Source organism: Myxococcus sp. RHSTA-1-4 (genome assembly GCF_020037125.1).
GTDB lineage: Bacteria > Myxococcota > Myxococcia > Myxococcales > Myxococcaceae > Myxococcus.
This window is the reverse complement of the sequence record NZ_JAIQDG010000019.1, coordinates 79,613-95,803: the sequence shown is the minus strand read 5'-3', so window position 1 is coordinate 95,803 and position 16,191 is coordinate 79,613. Positions and strand designations below refer to the sequence as shown.

At 70.5% G+C, this 16,191-nt stretch carries 16 protein-coding genes; 4 read left to right on the top strand and 12 right to left on the bottom strand.

The features are described from left to right. Positions 1–39: 39 nt before the first annotated feature. The 3 genes from K8638_RS25130 to K8638_RS25120 are packed head-to-tail and all read right to left on the bottom strand — an operon-like array spanning position 40 to position 3,406. Positions 40–936 (bottom strand): ROK family protein, encoded by an 897-nt coding sequence (locus tag K8638_RS25130; protein ID WP_223757149.1) that lies wholly within the window; start codon positions 934–936, stop codon positions 40–42. After that, positions 933–2,126, bottom strand: a complete 1,194-nt coding sequence (locus K8638_RS25125) for a glycosyltransferase (protein WP_223757148.1) — start codon at positions 2,124–2,126, stop codon at positions 933–935. The genes K8638_RS25130 and K8638_RS25125 overlap by 4 nt, the downstream gene beginning before the upstream one ends. Then, complete coding sequence (locus K8638_RS25120) at positions 2,111–3,406, bottom strand: asparagine synthase C-terminal domain-containing protein (protein WP_223757147.1); 1,296 nt, start codon at positions 3,404–3,406, stop codon at positions 2,111–2,113. Before K8638_RS25120 ends, K8638_RS25125 begins: the two co-directional genes overlap by 16 nt. A gap of 54 nt (positions 3,407–3,460) precedes the next feature. Between K8638_RS25120 and K8638_RS25115 the strand changes: the two genes are divergently transcribed. Then, positions 3,461–4,258, top strand: a complete 798-nt coding sequence (locus tag K8638_RS25115; RefSeq protein ID WP_223757146.1) for a radical SAM protein — start codon at positions 3,461–3,463, stop codon at positions 4,256–4,258. Positions 4,259–4,539: 281 nt separating this feature from the next. Here the strand turns inward: K8638_RS25115 and K8638_RS25110 are convergent, their stop codons facing one another. The 5 genes from K8638_RS25110 to K8638_RS25090 are packed head-to-tail and all read right to left on the bottom strand — an operon-like array spanning position 4,540 to position 10,433. Continuing rightward, positions 4,540–5,868: an AMP-binding protein gene (locus tag K8638_RS25110; RefSeq protein ID WP_223757145.1), complete on the bottom strand. Its 1,329-nt coding sequence runs from the start codon at positions 5,866–5,868 to the stop codon at positions 4,540–4,542. Further along, on the bottom strand, positions 5,856–6,419 hold the full coding sequence (locus K8638_RS25105) for a hypothetical protein (RefSeq protein ID WP_223757144.1): 564 nt from the start codon (positions 6,417–6,419) through the stop codon (positions 5,856–5,858). Before K8638_RS25105 ends, K8638_RS25110 begins: the two co-directional genes overlap by 13 nt. Beyond that, complete coding sequence (locus tag K8638_RS25100; RefSeq protein ID WP_223757143.1) at positions 6,419–8,077, bottom strand: M48 family metalloprotease; 1,659 nt, start codon at positions 8,075–8,077, stop codon at positions 6,419–6,421. Before K8638_RS25100 ends, K8638_RS25105 begins: the two co-directional genes overlap by 1 nt. Then, positions 8,074–8,901 carry a hypothetical protein gene (locus K8638_RS25095; protein WP_223757142.1) on the bottom strand — a complete coding sequence of 276 codons (828 nt, stop codon included), beginning with the start codon at positions 8,899–8,901 and terminating at the stop codon, positions 8,074–8,076. Before K8638_RS25095 ends, K8638_RS25100 begins: the two co-directional genes overlap by 4 nt. After that, complete coding sequence (locus K8638_RS25090; protein WP_223757141.1) at positions 8,898–10,433, bottom strand: AAA family ATPase; 1,536 nt, start codon at positions 10,431–10,433, stop codon at positions 8,898–8,900. The genes K8638_RS25095 and K8638_RS25090 overlap by 4 nt, the downstream gene beginning before the upstream one ends. A 128-nt stretch (positions 10,434–10,561) precedes the next feature. Here K8638_RS25090 and K8638_RS25085 point away from each other — a divergent pair, with 128 nt between their 5' ends. Continuing rightward, entirely contained in the window at positions 10,562–11,203 is a 642-nt protein-coding gene (locus K8638_RS25085) for a hypothetical protein (RefSeq protein ID WP_223757140.1), read from the top strand. Beyond that, complete coding sequence (locus tag K8638_RS25080; protein WP_223757139.1) at positions 11,200–11,577, top strand: hypothetical protein; 378 nt, start codon at positions 11,200–11,202, stop codon at positions 11,575–11,577. Before K8638_RS25085 ends, K8638_RS25080 begins: the two co-directional genes overlap by 4 nt. 23 nt (positions 11,578–11,600) lie before the next feature. On the opposite strand, the gene K8638_RS25075 is transcribed toward K8638_RS25080, so the two are convergent. The 3 genes from K8638_RS25075 to K8638_RS25065 form a co-directional block, all read right to left on the bottom strand. Further along, complete coding sequence (locus K8638_RS25075; protein ID WP_223757138.1) at positions 11,601–12,248, bottom strand: response regulator transcription factor; 648 nt, start codon at positions 12,246–12,248, stop codon at positions 11,601–11,603. Between the two features lie 125 nt (positions 12,249–12,373). Further along, entirely contained in the window at positions 12,374–13,126 is a 753-nt protein-coding gene (locus tag K8638_RS25070; RefSeq protein ID WP_223757137.1) for a hypothetical protein, read from the bottom strand. Next, positions 13,123–14,307, bottom strand: coding sequence for an AAA family ATPase (locus tag K8638_RS25065; RefSeq protein WP_223757136.1), 1,185 nt, complete (start codon positions 14,305–14,307; stop codon positions 13,123–13,125). The genes K8638_RS25070 and K8638_RS25065 overlap by 4 nt, the downstream gene beginning before the upstream one ends. A gap of 195 nt (positions 14,308–14,502) precedes the next feature. Between K8638_RS25065 and K8638_RS25060 the strand changes: the two genes are divergently transcribed. Next, positions 14,503–15,714 (top strand): S41 family peptidase, encoded by a 1,212-nt coding sequence (locus K8638_RS25060; protein ID WP_223757135.1) that lies wholly within the window; start codon positions 14,503–14,505, stop codon positions 15,712–15,714. A 1-nt stretch (position 15,715) separates the two neighbouring features. On the opposite strand, the gene K8638_RS25055 is transcribed toward K8638_RS25060, so the two are convergent. Further along, positions 15,716–16,084: a hypothetical protein gene (locus K8638_RS25055; RefSeq protein ID WP_223757134.1), complete on the bottom strand. Its 369-nt coding sequence runs from the start codon at positions 16,082–16,084 to the stop codon at positions 15,716–15,718. Positions 16,085–16,191: the final 107 nt, after the last annotated feature.

Genomic DNA, 16,191 nt, shown 5'->3' with positions numbered 1-16,191 from the left:
ACCCGTAGGAGCCGGACCCGCACCGGCGCCTGGCTCCTCTCAGTCGCGCGCGAGCAAGGCGCCGCCCGGGCCAAAGCCGAGCGTCAGGCACAGCACGCGCCGGCTGTCCGCGAGCCGCGCATCGCCGCGCGCGGCTTCCGCGGCCAGCTCCGCGTCGTTGAGCACCAGCACCGTGCCACCTCGAGCCGGGGCCGGTAGCGCCGCCTCACGGAGGAGGTCCGCCACCAGCGGCGTGTGCCCCTCCCATCCGTAGGTGCAGCCTCCAGGCCTGAGTGCCTCGTCCAGCGGACAAGGCAGCGCGAGGCACAGCGCGTCCGGAGCCTCCTGACCGGCGAAGGCCCGCAGCGCTCCGGCGATGAAGCGCACCGCCGCCGGAATGTGATGCCCGTCCTCCGGACGCGGCATGCCGATGAAGAGCAGCGGGAGCGCGGCCGTGTCCCGCTCGAAGACGCGCAGGGCCTGGGGGCTCGCGCACTTGATGCTCGTCTGGCCCACGTCGAGCGCCACGGGGTGGACGGGCCGCGATGGCTCCTGGACGCGCGGCTGTGTCGCATCAGGGGCGTCCAGCAGCCGCAGGCCCGCGCGCACGGGCGCGAAGCGCGGGTCCTCCGCCACGTACACGGGACACGCGAGCGCGGCCGAGGCCTCTTCCACCAGGGCCTCGAAGCCCTCCAGACACGCCAGTCCGCCACAGAGCCACACCGCGTCCACGTCGTGCCGGGGCACCAGCTCCGCCAGCGCGCCCGCGAGCACGGGGAGCAGGTGGAAGGCGAGCATCGACTCGGGGACTCCCGCTCGACGGGCCTCCTCCACGCGGGACGTGCCTAGCAGCTCCCACAGCTCGTGCCCCAGCACCGGGAGGTTCCACACCTCCAGGGGCGTGATTCCCGGAGGGACGTGGCGCCGGAGCGTCCAGCCGTGCGCGCCCATGCTCATGCCGCGAGCCCGGCGATGAGCCCCGCGGCTTCCTTCGCGCCGTCGCGGGCGCGGTAGGAGGCGGAGATGGAGGCCACCCGCTCGCGCAGCGGCGTGCCGGGCTCCAGGAGCTGGCGGAGCGCGGCTCGGCACGCGTCCACGGTGAGGGTGCGAGGCTCCAGCGCGAGCCCGGCGCCGGACTTCGTGAGGAAGTGCGCCTGGATGGGCTGGTCGTTGCAGACGGGCAGCAGCAGCATGGGCACGCCCGCCGTCATCGCCTCCATCACCGAGTTGGCACCGCCATGCGAGACGAACGCGGAGGCGCGCGCCAGGAGCTGCCGCTGCGGCACGTACGGCACGGCGACCACGTCCCCGGGCAGCGAGCGCGCGAAGCCGGTGCCGGCCAGCTCGCCCGCGCTGAGCACCACCGTGACGCCGAGCGGGGCGGCGGCCTCGGCGATGGTGCGGAACAGCTCGGGCTGCCATGAAATCTGGCTGCCGAAGGACACGTACACCACGGGCTTCGTGCCCAGGCGCTCCCATGGGAAGTCCACCTCGTCTCCGCGCGCCTCGGGCGGTGTCGAGGGCCCCACGAGGCGCGTGGCGGGAGGGATTCCGGCGTCGGGGCCCAGGAAGGCCTCGGTGGCGAAGATGATGTTGAGATGCGGCGAGAGGCACTCGCAGTTGCGGAAGCGCGCGTCGAAGCCGTGCCGGGCGAACAGCGCCTGGCGGTCCGCGGCCAGCGCGCGCACGTTGCGGCGCAGGCCGTAGTCGTCCATCGGCTCCAGCAGCGAGAGGGCGGAGGACACCCCCGCCCAGGGGATGCGCGCCTCATGGGCCGCCAGCACGGCGGCGTACTGCATCCCGTCCAGCGCCATGACGTCCGGGCGGAAGCGCTGTACCCCCTCGCGCACCGGGCCGAGCAGCGCGGGCACCGCGTCGAGCAGCAGGCCGCGAATCCACTTCCCCAGGGCCACCTCGTCGAGGACGAGGCGCGCCAGGGCCTCGCCGCTCGTCTCGATGGTGGGGGCGGGGGCCTCGGGCTGGGGGAGATGGAGCACCTCCACGCCGAGCCGGGCGAGCTGGGGCGCGGGCTCGGGGATGCACAGCCAGCCCACGGTGTGTCCCATGCGGCGCAGCCACTGTGCGACGCCCGTCATGGGGTTGAGGTGGCCCTTCTCGGGCGAGGTGGCAATCAGGATTCGGGACATGGGGTGTGGGAGCGGCAGTGCGCCTGAAGCATGGCGAGGGAGACGAGCCGCATCAACAGCCGATCCAGTCCACTGGCCTCGGGAGCGTCGGGGGATAGACGCGTGTAGCGCTCCAGCAACACGAGCGCCGCGGCGGGGTCGATGACTCGCAGGGGCTCCAGCCGAGAAGGTGTGAGCCAGGCGTGGTACAGCTCCAGCCAGCGGGCCCGGACGGGGCTGGAGAGGGCGGTGTGCGCGTAGCGCGGCGTCTTGCGCGAGAGGCGGACCTCGTCGGGGACGAGCGAGCGCACGGCATGCCGGAAGAGCCACTTGCCGGCGCCGTCACGCACGAGCGTGGACTCGGGCAGTGCCAGTGCGACGTCCGCGAAGCCCGCGTCCAGGTAGGGCGTGCGCACGGTGAGGCCATGGGCCCGCGCGCCTCTCAGCTCCGGGGGAAGAACCAGCTCGCGCAGGACCCAGGCGGCGTAGCGGACCTCCTCGGACGCTTCGCTCGATTCCAGCGCCCAGGGCATCTCCACGGTGGAAGTCGTCCCCAAGTTGTCCACAGCGGAGGGACGCAGCACCTCGCGGGCGAGGCGCCGGTCCTCTTCCACTCGGGCCTTCGCGCCGGTGAGCGCCTCCGGATTGCCCATGAGCACCTCGTCCGCGCCCGCGCCGCTCAGCAGCACCGAGGCCCCTCGTTTCCGGGCCTCCGCGTAGAAGGCGAAGCTCGCCACGGCGCGGGCGTTGATGAGCGGGGTTTCATTGCTGAGGACGGCGGGCTCGAAGAGGTCCGGCAGCACGGCGTCGGGGACGGGCACGTCCACCAGCTCCACTCCCGCGGCCCGAGCCACCGTCCTCGCGTTCCGCCGCTCCGCCGCATCGGCGAAGTGGACATCCATCGTCCAGGCGCGGACCCGTCCCGGTGCATGTCGCGCGGCCTGGGCACAGAGGGTCGCGCTGTCCACGCCGCCACTCAGGCTCACGTCGAGTGCTCCCGAGGCGATGTGTCCGGCCACCGTGACGGAGAGGGCGGACAGGAGCTGCTCCGTGAGCCGCTCCTCCTCGACGGGTGACTCGACCGGCACCTCCTGACGCCGGACGCGAGGCGGCGTCACCAGCGCCCGCCCCACGTTCCGGAACAGGCTCTCCCCCGGCGGCAGCGCGTGCCGCAGGAACGCGGCGACGGCCCACGCGTCCAGCCCTTCCGGCGCGAGCCTCCACACGGACTCCACGGGAGGTGCGTCTCGTGGCTGGTAGTGGGGCAGGGTGGCGAGCGGGCCGCCAGGGGCGTGAAACACGCGGTGACTGTGACAAGCGCGGGGGGCCCGGGCAACCCCGCTATAGTCCCGCGCGTGCGCTACGAGCTTCACGACGGCCGAATCCTCACCTGGTCCCTGGAGGCGCACGTCACCACGCACTGCAACCTGCGCTGCGTGCAGTGCTGCCCGCTGTCTCCCCACCTGCCCACCTGGGCCGTCAGCCCGGCCGCGCTCGGCGAGGACCTGCGCAAGCTGGCCCGCGTCCTCCGCCCCAGCGTCTTCAAGCTCACGGGCGGTGAGCCCTTCCTCCATCCGGACCTCCCCGCCGTGCTGGACGCGGTGCGCGCCTCCGGCATCTCCGAGCAGGTCTCCGTCACCACCAACGGCTTCCTCGCGCAGAGCGCTCCCGACGCCGTGTACGAGCGGCTCGACAGGATGACGCTGTCCGTCTACTCCTCCGCGCCGCTGCCGGAGCGCTCCATTACCCGCATCACCGAGCGCTGCGAGCAGCACGGCGTCCACCTCACGGTGAAGTCCATCGACGCCTTCCAGCAGCTCACGCCGGACGCGCCGCACACCTCGGACTCCGCCGTGCGCTCCATCCATGAGCGCTGCTGGCTCAAGGTCCGCTGCCACCTCGTCCATGCTGGCCGCTTCTACACGTGCACCCGTCCGCCCCACGTGGCCACGGTGCTCGGGCCCACGTACCCGGAGATGCCCGCGCTGGCCGACGTGGACGGCGTGCCGCTGGACGCGCCGGACCTGCTGGAGCGGATGCTCGGCTACCTGGAGAAGGACACGCCGCTGGCCACCTGCCGCTACTGCCTGGGCGCCAGCGGTGATTGGCAGCCCCACGCGCAGCTCCCGCGCGGAGTCCGCGGATGGGGCTGAAGCCCACGCGGGCGGCGCGACTTTTGTGCTTGTCCGGCGGTCAGGCGGCGCGACTGCCGTCCGCGACCGGCGAGGAGCTGGCGGGCCTGCTCGGAACGGAGCCTCCATTCCAGACATGGCTGCCCGGGGCGCGACATGGAGGGGAGGAGGGAGCCTTGAGCGGCGAGGACCTGGCAGAGTCCCGGAATGGAGATTCCGTTCCACGGATGCGGCCGGACTGACCGCGGGAAGTGGTGCGCCAGCTCCCCGTCGAAGGACAGGATTGGACGGAGGGAGGCCCGTCAGCGCGCGAAGGGAAGGGAGCGGAAGGGCTGGGGCTTCGCACGGGTGGCGAGCGCCGAGGGCTCCACGGAGCGCACGTCCAGCCGAGGCTCGGTCCACCCCAGGTTGCGGAGCGCGGCGGCGAGGCGCTCGCACAGCGGGCCCACGTCGGCCTCCGCCGCGCCGGCCACCTCCAGCTCGAAGCGCGAGCGCTCCACCTGCGTCAGCCGGAAGGCGCGCAGCGCGTGGTGCTTGAACACCCAGGCCAGCGCCCACGCGTCCACCGTGCGGCCCGAGGGCGTGAGGAAGTGGCACGCGCCGCGCCCGCCGAAGCCCTCCAGCGTCCAGCCGTGGAAGCCACACGCGCACGCGTCCCGCCGCACCGTGCCCGCGTCCCCCGGGCGGTAGCGCAACAGCGGCAGCACGCTGGGGCGCAGCCGCGTCACCACCACCTCGTCCAGCCCCGGCTCCAGCCACACGTCCGGAGCGAAGACGTGGAAGCGGCCCCGGGCCTCGTCGCGCAGGCACTCCCACGCGAGCGGGCCCGTCTCCGTCGTCGCGTAGTAGTTGAGGACGGGCGCGGGCACCTTGGCCGCCAGCGCCGCGCGCAGCTCCGACGGAAGGTGCTGCGCGGAGGTGAGCACCAGCCGGGGCGTGGGAGCCTCGCGCTGCTCCACCAGCCAGCGCAGGCCCTCCGGGTCGGAGAAGAGGACCGAGGGGCGTACGCGGCACAGGCGCTCGCGCGCGTCTCCACGCAGCACGGAGACGCGGTGCAGCGCGCCGTCATGGAAGATGGGCAGCCGCACGGAGTACTCCAGCCCGCCCGGCAGCGCGTCCAGCAGCACCACCCGGGGGCGTGGCGGCAGCACGGCGCCCGCGCGCGACACGAGGAACCGGAGCACCGCCCACATGTGCAGGCAGTCCCGCCTGTCGCGCACCACGCGCACCGGGTCGCCCGTGGAGCCGGAGCTCTTCACCACCACGCACTCGTCATGCTCGGCCGGCAGCGTGGGCACCGCGTCCCAGTGCCGCGCCAGCGTCGCGCGCTCCAGCAGCGGGAAGTGGCCCAAATCCTCGAGCCGCTGGAGGTCTCCCGGGTGCAGCCCCGCTTCCTGGAACTGGCGGACGTAGTAGGGCGAGGCGAGCAGCGCGCCGCGCAGCGCCTTCAGGCGGGCGTCGAGCAGCGCGCGGGCCTCGGCCTCGTCCGTGAGCGAGGCGAGGTGCGCGAGGCCCCGGGCGATGGACTCGGCCCACGGGAGGTGGGGGCGCTGGGTGGACGTGTCCCGGCGGATGTGGGCGCGGGGGGCGACCCGCAGGTTCGCGGGGAAGGCCTCCGTCACTCGCGCCACCCTCGCGCTTCCGCCTCGCGCTGCTGCGCCTCGCGCAACAGCTCCTCACGGCGCTGGGCTTCCTTCCTGCGCGCCTCCTCCGCCCGCTTCATCTCCTGCTGCGCCTTGCGGTAGTCGAGCTGCTCCAGGCGCTTCGCGGACTCCTTCGCGGACTCGTTCAGCACCTCGCCGTCCAGCGCGCGCACCCACTTGCGCAGGAACTCCTCCTGCCGGAAGGCGTTGGAGCGCACCATCTCCGCCGACAGCGGGGCGACTTCATCGAAGAAGTGCTGGAGGACGGTGGTGGCATCGGCGTTCTTCCGCAGCGCCTTCGCCGAGTCATCCCGAAGCGAGGAGCCCGCCAGCAGGTGGGCGAGCATGACCACCTGCTCCTTCCAGAGCGGGTGGTTGGCGCGCTTCTCCAGGGAGGCCCAGTCCTGCCGCGAGGGCGGGCGCACGTTCGCCAGCCGGAACGTGTCGCAGATGATGGCCACGGCCAGCTCGTGCGAGAACGGCGAGACGATGGGGGCCGCCGCGAGCTGCTTGCGAAGGGTGGGAATGTCGAAGCGCATCAGTTCTCCAGCAAGGCCTGGGACAGGGCGGCGGCGGCGGGACCGAAGTCCGACAGCCACTTCACCACCACGAGACGGAAGCGCCGCTCCCCGAGCACGGGCTTGAGCACCTTGCGCGCCATGTGCTCGTCCGGCAGGGCCAGGAAGGCCACCAGCGCGCGGGAGCGCCGCGCCGCCTCCACCAGCAGGTCCATGGCGTCACCCTCGGACACGTTCGCCAGGAAGTCGCTGTCGGAGATGATGACCCGCATCGCGTCCGGCCGCTCGCGCGACAGCGACTCCAGCAGGTCGAAGGGGTACTGCGTCCCTCCGCCGATGTAGTGCAGCAGGAAGTCGCGTGCCGTCTCCTCGTCGTACATCCACGGCGACACCACGGGGTCGCGGTGCGAGTAGATGACGCCCTTCACCGTCGCCTTCTTGCGAATCGCGGAGGCGGACAGCACCTGGGCCGCCAGCGTCATCGAGTTGAGCTGGGCCTCGGGGTTGGGCATGGAGCCGCTGGTGTCCAGGTAGATTTCGACGGACGGCACGCCCAGCTCCGAGGGCGGAGGCAGGTCCGCCTCCAGCTCCCGGCGCAGCGGCGCCACCGCCGCCAGGTGGCCCTGGGAGAGCACCGTCAAGGTCCAGTCGATGGCGGACGGGTCGTCTCCGTACTCCCACGCCTCGGGGGTGGTGCGCAGGTAGGGCTCCGGCTTCGACGGCGCGGAGGGCAGCCTCAGGATGTGCTGGTCCACCAGCCGGCGGTAGTGCCGGCTCACCAGGGCCCGCCGGAGCTTTCCGCTCCCGCTGCCGGGCAGGTGGTGCGTGACGCGGTGGAGGGTGTCCAGCGCGTCACGCTTGCCCTCGCCGGAAGCGCCGCTCAGCCAGCCGCGCTCCTCCGCCTCCGCGAGCGCGTCGTCCCAGTGCCCCGAGCCGTGGATGGCCGAGTCCAGGTCGTCCACGTCCGGCAGCGACACGTCGCCGCCCAATGGCAGGCAGTACGTGGTGTCCTCGGGCTTGTCGATGAAGCGGATGAAGGTGGCGCAGAAGTAGAGGAACTGGAGGCGCGGTGTTGGGAGCGCGTAGAAGGTCTGCGCGAACATGCGCGCCTCGGCGCGGATGCCGGGGAAGCGCTCCTCCATCGGCGCTTCCTGCGTGGCGGGCGCCAGCGCCCCCGCGGCCAGGCCCCACAGCTCCTCGTAGATGGCGAGGTAGAAGAAGAACAGCGGCGACGTCTCTCCGGGCCGGACGCGCTGGAAGCCGCGGTACACCTCCGCCAGCTCCGCCGCGTGCGTGCGGCCCACCACCTCGTTCACCTGCAGGTCATAGAAGAGGTTGGTGAGGGACTGCTTCAGCCCGGGGATGAGCCGTTGCTCCTGCACCCGCAGCTCCGCGTCCCAGCCCAGCGTGTGCGGGAAGCGCGCATGGTGGCCAATCTCGTGTGCCAGCACGGCGGTGAGGCTGCCGGCCGCGCCCATGGAGTCGAGCAGCTCGAAGTGGACGAAGACCTGCCGCTTCGCCAGGTCGATGTACGCGAGCGGCTCGCTGGCGTGCTCCTCGCCCGGAGCGAAGGGCACGTGGGGCTCGGGCGGGCTGAGCTGGACGCGCACGTCCCACAGCGCCAGCGCGTCGCGCCAGCACGCGTCGACGTGCCCGGGAGTGAAGCGCGGCGGGCTCATGCCGGGGCGAGCACCACCACGAACTGCGAGGTGTGCAGCGTGCCTGCGGCGCGCCAGTCGTTGACGGTCGTGGCGTACCAGTCATCCACGCGCGGGTCGTTCCACGTCAGCCAGGTGAGGGACGGCGTCATCTCCTGGGTGACTTCCGGCGTCTCGCGGCAGCCCATGGCGCCCAGGGGCATGGGCGTGTCCGCCAGCCAGAGGCCCTGCGTGGCCGCCTCGCGCCCGCCCACGGCCGTGCGGTGCCGGTCGTGGATGCACAGCACGGTGGGGGCCAGGAAGTGCATGGCCCCGGGCAGGAAGCGGCTGTCCTCGGCCCCCATGTGCACCAGGAAGGGCTGCGTCTTGTTGCCCAGCTTCTCCTTCGGCGGCTCCATGGCCAGGGCGGCCGTCTCACGCAGCCGCGACTCGATGCCGGAGAGCGACGCGAGGCCCTCGCCCACGCGGCAGAAGATGCGCTGCACCCAGGGCGGCGCGGACTCCAGGTTCTCACCCAGGTTCCACAGCTGGGCGAGCACTCCGGCGCGCTCGTCCTCTCGCACCTCCGCGAGCATCCGGGGCAGCAGGTCCGACCACGCGAGGGTGAAGAAGTTCCGACGGCCGGCGCTCGCGGGGTAGAGGTAGCCCAGGCCGATGGCCTCGGCGCCCAGGCGCAGGTAGGTGCGCAGCAGCTCCTCGCCGCGCGCGGGGTTGGCGCCCGACGCGGCCAGCGCCTGTCCCAGCTTCGCGACGGGGCCGTCGAGCAGCTCGCGCCACAGGGCCGAGTCCCACCGCACGAAGCGGCCCCGGGCGTTCGCCTCCAGCTCCTCCACGAAGCCGCTCATGGCCGCCCGCCCGGGTTCTCTTTCAGCCACGTCGCGTAGTTGCGGTAGCGGCTGTACATGGACTTGAGGTGGATGAGGTCCTCGTAGACGGGGCCGGACAGCTCCTGCTTCGTGAGGAGGTCGTTCATCAGCACCGTGACGGCGGCGAGGCGCTTCTCGGTGGTGCGCAGGTCCACGCCGGCCAGGCCCTTGTCCAGCTCGTTGCGCAGGGCGCTCACCTTGCGGCGGATGGGCTGGTGCGTGTCGAAGCGGGCCATGGCCATGTCGAACATGTTGCGAATCCACGCCACGCGGTCCTGGAGGAGCACGCGGTGGCCCTTCGCCTCGAAGAAGGCGCTGCGCGTGTTGGGCACCAGCTTCTCGTGCAGCACCCAGGGGGCAATCTGCCGGAAGTCCTCCAGCTCCACGGCGGAGTGCCCGCGGAAGAAGGCCAGCGCCTTCGCGAAGTGGAGGATGGTCTGGTAGGCGCGCACGCTGACGCCGTTCTCCGTCTGCGTGCACAGGTGCACCTTCTTGTCGAGCGGGCACTGCTCGTTGCACACGGCGGCCACCGACTGCGCGGCGAGCTTCAGCGTGTCCTTGTGCTTGAATTCGAAGCGCGGCGAGGCCATGCGGCAGAAGTCGAGCTGCCCGAGGAAGAAGGCGATGCGCTCCAGCACCTCCTTCGGCACCTCCACCTCCAGGATGGAGGCATAGGCGCGCTCCAGCTCGCCGGGGGTGAAGACGATTTCCTTCGGGAGCAGCTCCTCGGGGGACTTGTCCGCCTCCAGGCGCTGGAGGAGCTGGTCCATGAAGCCCGAGTTGAAGGGCACGGCGCGCACGACGACGTCGATGCGGTCCTTGAGGGCCTCGATGACCTGGAAGGTGCCGCCGCCCTGGTCGTCATTGGCGGTGAGGAACCAGGACGAGCGGCCCGCGTAGACGTACTGGTCCATCATCTCCGCGTAGCCCTCGGCCATGAGGGAGAGGAGGGCGGACTGCGTCTTGGTGGGGATGCGGTTGTACTCGTCGATGATTTTGACGCGCTGGCCAATCCACTTGCGCCAGCTCACCTTGACGGCGGAGAGGTCCTCCGCCTTGAGCATGTCGGAGGGCAGGGGCGCGCCGAGCAGGTCGGCGATGGAGAGCTGGGGGTGGCCGCGCTGGATGCCTCGGTGGACCTCGTCCCGGGCCATGCCGGAGAGGAGGGCCATGAGGATGGCGGAGGTCGTCTTGCCGCGCCCGGGCCCGCCGACGAGCAGGGCGCGGCGGCAGGTGAAGAGGGTGAGCAGGGGGATGAGGACGAAGGAGCTGTAGCTGGTGTCCTCGGGGAGGTGGACCTCGTCACCGGCGGGCGTCTTGAGGGAGGCGGACTGTCCGAACTCGAGGTCGTAGTAGGGGCAGATGACGGCGTTGTTGGTGATCCACCAGTACGCCTGCCGCATCTTGTCGTGGAGGCTGCCACCGTCGCGCTCCGAGAGGTGGACGTTGAGCCCCTTGTCCGCCGAAGCGCGCCCGGACAGCAGGCGCGTCACCCAGTCCTGATTGGCCATGCGCGGGGGAGCGTAGCACCCGGGCGTAGAGGAGGGGACAGGGCGGGGCGTGCGTCCGGTCCCTCATGGGGGCCCTTGCCGCACCGACGGTCGGCTACACTGGGCCAGAGCCGAAGCGGGGGGAGTGCATGCGCCGATGGCACGTCATGGTCGCGGTGTGGCTGGCTTGGGCCTTGGTGCCCGCCGAGGCAGGCGGGCAAGCACACCCGGCTGTTGGCTTCGAACAGCACGAGGAATCTCTCGTCGCCTGGTCTGCGCCGACCGCCACGCTGAATGCGACGGTCCTCAAGTCTCCGCCCGCTCCTGGAGATGATTCTGTTCGGGCGAGGCTCAAGGCCTGCCTTCTCTCCGGAGATCTGAACTGCGTCGTCACCCAGTGGATGGCGCTCAAAGGGTTGGAGAATGTTCCGGAGTGGCTGTCCCGTTTCCAGCGCGCTTTCGATGCTGGGAAGCGGCAGGCGGGGCAATGCGTCGAAGTCGCGAAGGCCATCCATGAGGGCCTGTCCAGGCTCGGTCAGCGTTCTGAGTTCTACCGGGTGACACTCGTCGGTGAGCATCGGAAGATCCTGGGATTTGATGAAATCGTGAATGGGGTCCTGGTGAAGAGTCATCAGGTTGCGACGAATGGGCTTCACGTCGCGGTGAGGCTGCAGGGAAGAATCATCGATGCTTACACGGGACTCGCGGGCCTTCCCGAAGAGGAATATCTCCGGCGGCTGGTTCCCTATCCCGGCATGAAGATCCTGGTGGAGGTGGTGGACAGCCTATGAAGAAGGTCGTGAAGGAAGAGCCACTTCCCGAGGAGCTGCGTGGGCGGAGCGTGTCGCTGCTCGACGTGCTCAGGTGGTCTCGGCAGCAGCTATTGAAGGGGCGCGGGCTTTGGTACGTGGCGGGAGGCGACCGGGTGGACTCGCTGGTCTCCTTCATTCACGGGTGGCTCGCACACAACGTATTCAACGGCGGTTCCGACCCGGAGTGGCAGGAGTTCGAGACATGGCTCCGGGACGTGAAGGGCGAGTTCCCCGGTGAGGGCTGGCACGTCAAGTTCCTCCAGGACTGTGGAGGGGACCATGAGCGCGCGGTCCTGAAGTTCCTCGACTTCGTCGAGGAGTTCGTCACACAGAAGCGGGCGGCGAAGACCTGAGGTTCATCGCGGCTCGTCGTTGCTCAGAGCGTGACCAGGCCCATCCGCGCCGCGCGGACGACGGCCTCGGTGCGGCGCTGGACGCCCAGCTTGGCGAGCACCGCGTTGACGTGGAACTTGGCCGTGTGCTCGCTGATGGAGAGCCGGTCCGCGATGGCCTTGTTCGACAGGCCCTCGGCCAGCAGGGCCAGCACCTCACGCTCGCGCGGTGTCAGTGAGTCCGGTCCGGCCGTGCCAGTCACCGCGGACGGGGTGCCCCGAGGCGCGGCGCGGACCTCCGTGAGCGCCGGGTCGAACACGGTGAGTCCCCGCGCCACGGCCAGCAGCGCGGCGGCCAGGGGGCCCGGGCCCACGTCCCGGAAGAGCAGCCCGCGCGCCCCCGCCGTCAGCGCCACCTCGCCCGCGGCCTCGTCCGCCACCAGCGCGAGCACCGGAGCGCCCAGGTCGGGGGCTTCCACGCGCGTGTCCGCGTCGGGCAGGCGCAGGCCCGTGTCCCACAGCACCACGTCCGGTACCTCGCCCTGCGTGGACTCCAGCTCCACCTGCGTGCCGGAGGCCACCACGAGCAGCTCGCCTCCCTGGTCGCCCAGCGCGCGGGAGAGCGCGCCCCGGGCGAGCGGATCCTCGGCGACGAGGGCGAGGCGGATGGGGGCGTTCGGCGCGTCCAGCACGGGACCTCTTCCTTAACCAGCCCCCGGGGACTCCGCTCGAAGGCGGCGGGGGCTGGTAACCTCGACAGTCACGGGCCGGACCCTCCGGTTCCATGAAGAAGTTTGAAGAGGGGATGGGCGCGCTTTCAGCCCGTGCGCCCGGTCCACAGCGGGACCAGCTTTGTACGAAGCTCCTGGATGAAGGCCGCCAGGCCGGTCTTCTGCCCCCGCGCTTCAAGCTGGTGGAACGAACATTCCTTCCAGCAGGTGGACTCCCGGTCGACGCTGTTGCCCGTGAGTTGGGAGAGGACGCGCTTCGCGTCCCGTTTCGCCCCGTCCTGCTGGGCCGTCAGCTCGTCGGCATGGAGGCAAGGGTCGAAGCCCAGCTCCTGCTTCAGTGCACCGAGCCGCGCCTGCTCTGCCTTGTCCATCGGAGTGAACCCCGCGAGGACCCAGCACTCGCGCTTCGTGTGTGCGACGCCGATGATGATGGGGGGATTCGGATTGCCGACTTCGTCGCGCGCCTGCTTCAGCCCGTTCAGGCGCTCTTTGTCGTTGTCACTGTCGCGAACGAGGATGACGGCGTCGATGGGGTCTTCCCCCGCGACCTTCAGGAGCGCCAGCGCCCGGCGTGCGGCGAACGCGTCGGGCGCGCCCGGTTCCCCATTGAAGAAGCCGTTGAGCCGGATGCCCGCCTCGCTGGCGAGGGTGTGGACCTGCTTCCACGCGAGGAAGGGTTGATTGTGCTTCAGGCCTCGCCACTGCCGATATGCTCCGAGCATCTCCGGGAGCATCCACTCGACGGATTCGGAGAGCACCCGGTCCGCGATGGCGGGGACGGTTCGGTGGTCGCCAGGGCCCTCACAGACGATGACGATAGAGTGCGAAGCCGTGTTCATTCTTGTGGCTTCTCCTGCTGTGGCTTCTCCTGTGCCGAGCCCACCCATCCCTCGCCCACGGTGCTCCAGAACTCGCCAGGGCGCATGACCTCCTTCCAGCGCTCGAAGTCCGGGTGCTGCATCAGCTCGGCGAAGCGGATGGTTCCGTCGGGGAGCACCGTGGAGAGGCGGACCTCTTTGGGGTCGAGGTGGTCGACGAGGTACGGGGAGTGGCTGGTGGCGATGATCTGCAGCTCGGGGTCCCGCTCCAGCAGCTTGCGGAGCTGGGCGACGAGGTCTTTCTGCGCCTTCGGATGCAGGCCGCGGTCCAGGTCGTCGAGAAGGACGAGCTTCGGCCTGGGAGTACTGAAGAGGACCGCCAGCAACCCCAGCACGAGCAGCGTACCCTCGCTTGCTCCTTCGCTTGGGACATCACTGGCGCCGAGCAGATCGAAGAGGACGCGGTGGCCGGAATATGTCCGGTTCACGGTTCGCGTGATGGGTTGCTCGTCAATACGGATGGTCTCTATCTCCTGGCGTGTCACTTCGGCCAGGGAGAGTCTGACGCGCACCATCTGGGGAATGATGGCTCGCAGGGCGGAGAGAAGCTCCGCGAAGTTGTCCGGGCGGTTCAGCGCCATCTGGGCCAGGACCGATGCCACTCCTGACCCATCTGAATGCACCCGTGGCTCGACCGATTCAGCATAGGAGGGCTCCGCTAGCTTGCGAGGCTCCAGGCGCAGCAAGATGTTGTTTTCCCAGTCGCGAAGAACATCCGGCAACGCGCTGCGGTCGGCTTTCGCGTATCTCGTGCCGAGGGAGAAGGGCACGGGGGGAGGGTCAACAACTTCGAACGGCTCGTACTTCCATTCGCCTGTAACTTCGATTCCGACAGGGCGCTTGTCCTCCGGGTTGAAATCGACTTGCAGGTACCCGGGGTCACCTCTCCAGCTCCCTTCCGCCAGGATGAATGCTTCCGAGCCTTCAGTTCCGCGCTTGAGCACGGCGGACAATCCACCGAAGCTACCGAGGACCCCGGCACGGGGCAGGTCCGGATTGGCCATTTGAGAGAGCAGGGCCAGGGCCTGCAGGATGCTTGTCTTCCCGGAGGCGTTAGGGCCTACGAAGACCGTGAGCCGCTCCAAGGCGAGCTCCGCCGACTCGATGCCTTTGAAGTTCCGCAGGGTCAGCTTGTGGATCATGCGCGTTCACTGGCGAGTGCCCACGGAGACATGCCCGTACGCACCCGCGGCGATGGGGCAACAGTGGGTGACGTGGGTTCTACCCCACTCCAGCGAGTCCTCCCAGGAAAGCCATCCCGCTGGCGAGCTGATACATCTGTACCGTCCAGTGGCTGTCGGCATCCGAATCCCGGAGGTCTGATGAGGCACCAGCACATGAGGGCAAGGCCGGCGCGGATTCAGGGGGGCTCGCGAGGGTGGGCCCTGGCCTGCCTCCTGTTCGCCAGCGTGGTTCATGGCGCCGCCCCGGGCCCCTACGCGAAGGCCGGTAACGAGGTGGTGAACCACGTCCGCACCCGCTTCCTCGATGCGAAGAAGGCCGAGGCCTGGGCCGTGAAGCACCAGGGCTACGGCGCCGCCGCCTCCAGCGCGGAGGACTTCGCCCGGCGCACCAACGACGCCCTCGCGGAGCTGGGCGCCTCACATACCGCCTTCTACCCGCGAGGCAGCGTGGGCCACGCCGCCCTGTCCGCCATCTTCCAGCAGTTCTTCAAGCTCTCCCGCGTCGAGCACACCAGCATCGGCGCCGACCTCCTGGAGACCCCCGAGGGCTTCTTCGTCCGCCACGTCTTCGCGGGCGGCCCCGCCGCTCGGGCCGGGGTGCTCCGGGGGGACAGGCTCGTCTCCGTCGAGGGAAAGCCCTTCCGCCCCGGAACCGCCTTCGACGGCCGTGACGGCAGGCCCACGCGCCTCGCCGTCGAGCGCGCCCGCGGCGCCGCGCCACTCACCCTCACCGTCACCCCGCGCAAGGTGAACCCCAAGGCCGAGTGGCTGGAGGTCCAGCGCGGCAGCTCCCGCATCATCGAGCACGGCGGCCGTCGTGTGGCGTACCAGCACCTCTACTCGTGCGCCGGCCCCGAGCACCAGGAGCTCCTCCACGAAACCCTGACGGACACCTTCGCGAGCGCCGAGGCGCTGGTCATCGACTTCCGCGACGGCTGGGGCGGCTGCAACACCGACTTCCTCGACCTCTTCAACCCGCTGGTGCCGTTCTTCACCAGCATCGACCGCGAGGGCCGGCGCAACACCCGCTCCACCACGTGGCGCAAGCCGGTGGTGCTGCTCGTCAACGGCAACTCCCGCAGCGGCAAGGAGATGGTCGCCTTCGCCTTCAAGAAGCACAAACGGGCCACGCTGGTGGGCCAGCGCACCGCGGGCGCCGTGCTCGCGGGCGCGCCCCTGCGCCTGTCCAACGGCGACCTGCTCTACCTCGCCGTCTCGGACGTGGAGGTGGAGGGCGTGCGGCTCGAAGGTACCGGGGTGCCGGTGGACGTGGAGGTGCCGGACGTACTGCCCTACGCGGCGGGGAAGGACCCACAGCTCGACAAGGCGCTCGACGTGGCCGCCTCCGCGGTGGGCCGCCGCTGACTCAAGGGCCGCCGGACCGCCACATCCACAGCAGGCCCACGGCGAGCGTGACCATCAACCCCATCAGCGCCCAGCCGATGATGGAGCACCCGGCCGGCGTCTTCGAGACGATGGGCAGCTTCTGTGTCTTCAGCTCCTCCACGAGCTGGGCGAGCTGCTCGGCGTCGAAGGACACCAGCTCGCCGGCGCGGAGCTTCCGGCCGAGGGCTTCCAGCGCTCCCCCCGGATGGAACCGGTCGGTGAGGAGCAGGCTCTTCGCCTGCAACTCCCGGTCGGTGCCGTGGGCGGCGGGGTCGAGACCACAGCGGGCGCAGGGGGTGAACGCGCCCACCTTCGACTCGCCGCATTGGACGCAGACGGCCAGGGTCATGGGCGCAGCGTACCACCCGGAAAGCCGATGGGAGCGCTCCCGGGAGGCGCAGGTGATTTCGCCGTGACTCAGCGCGCCGTCACGGCGTGGCGGGGCACGGCGTCCTC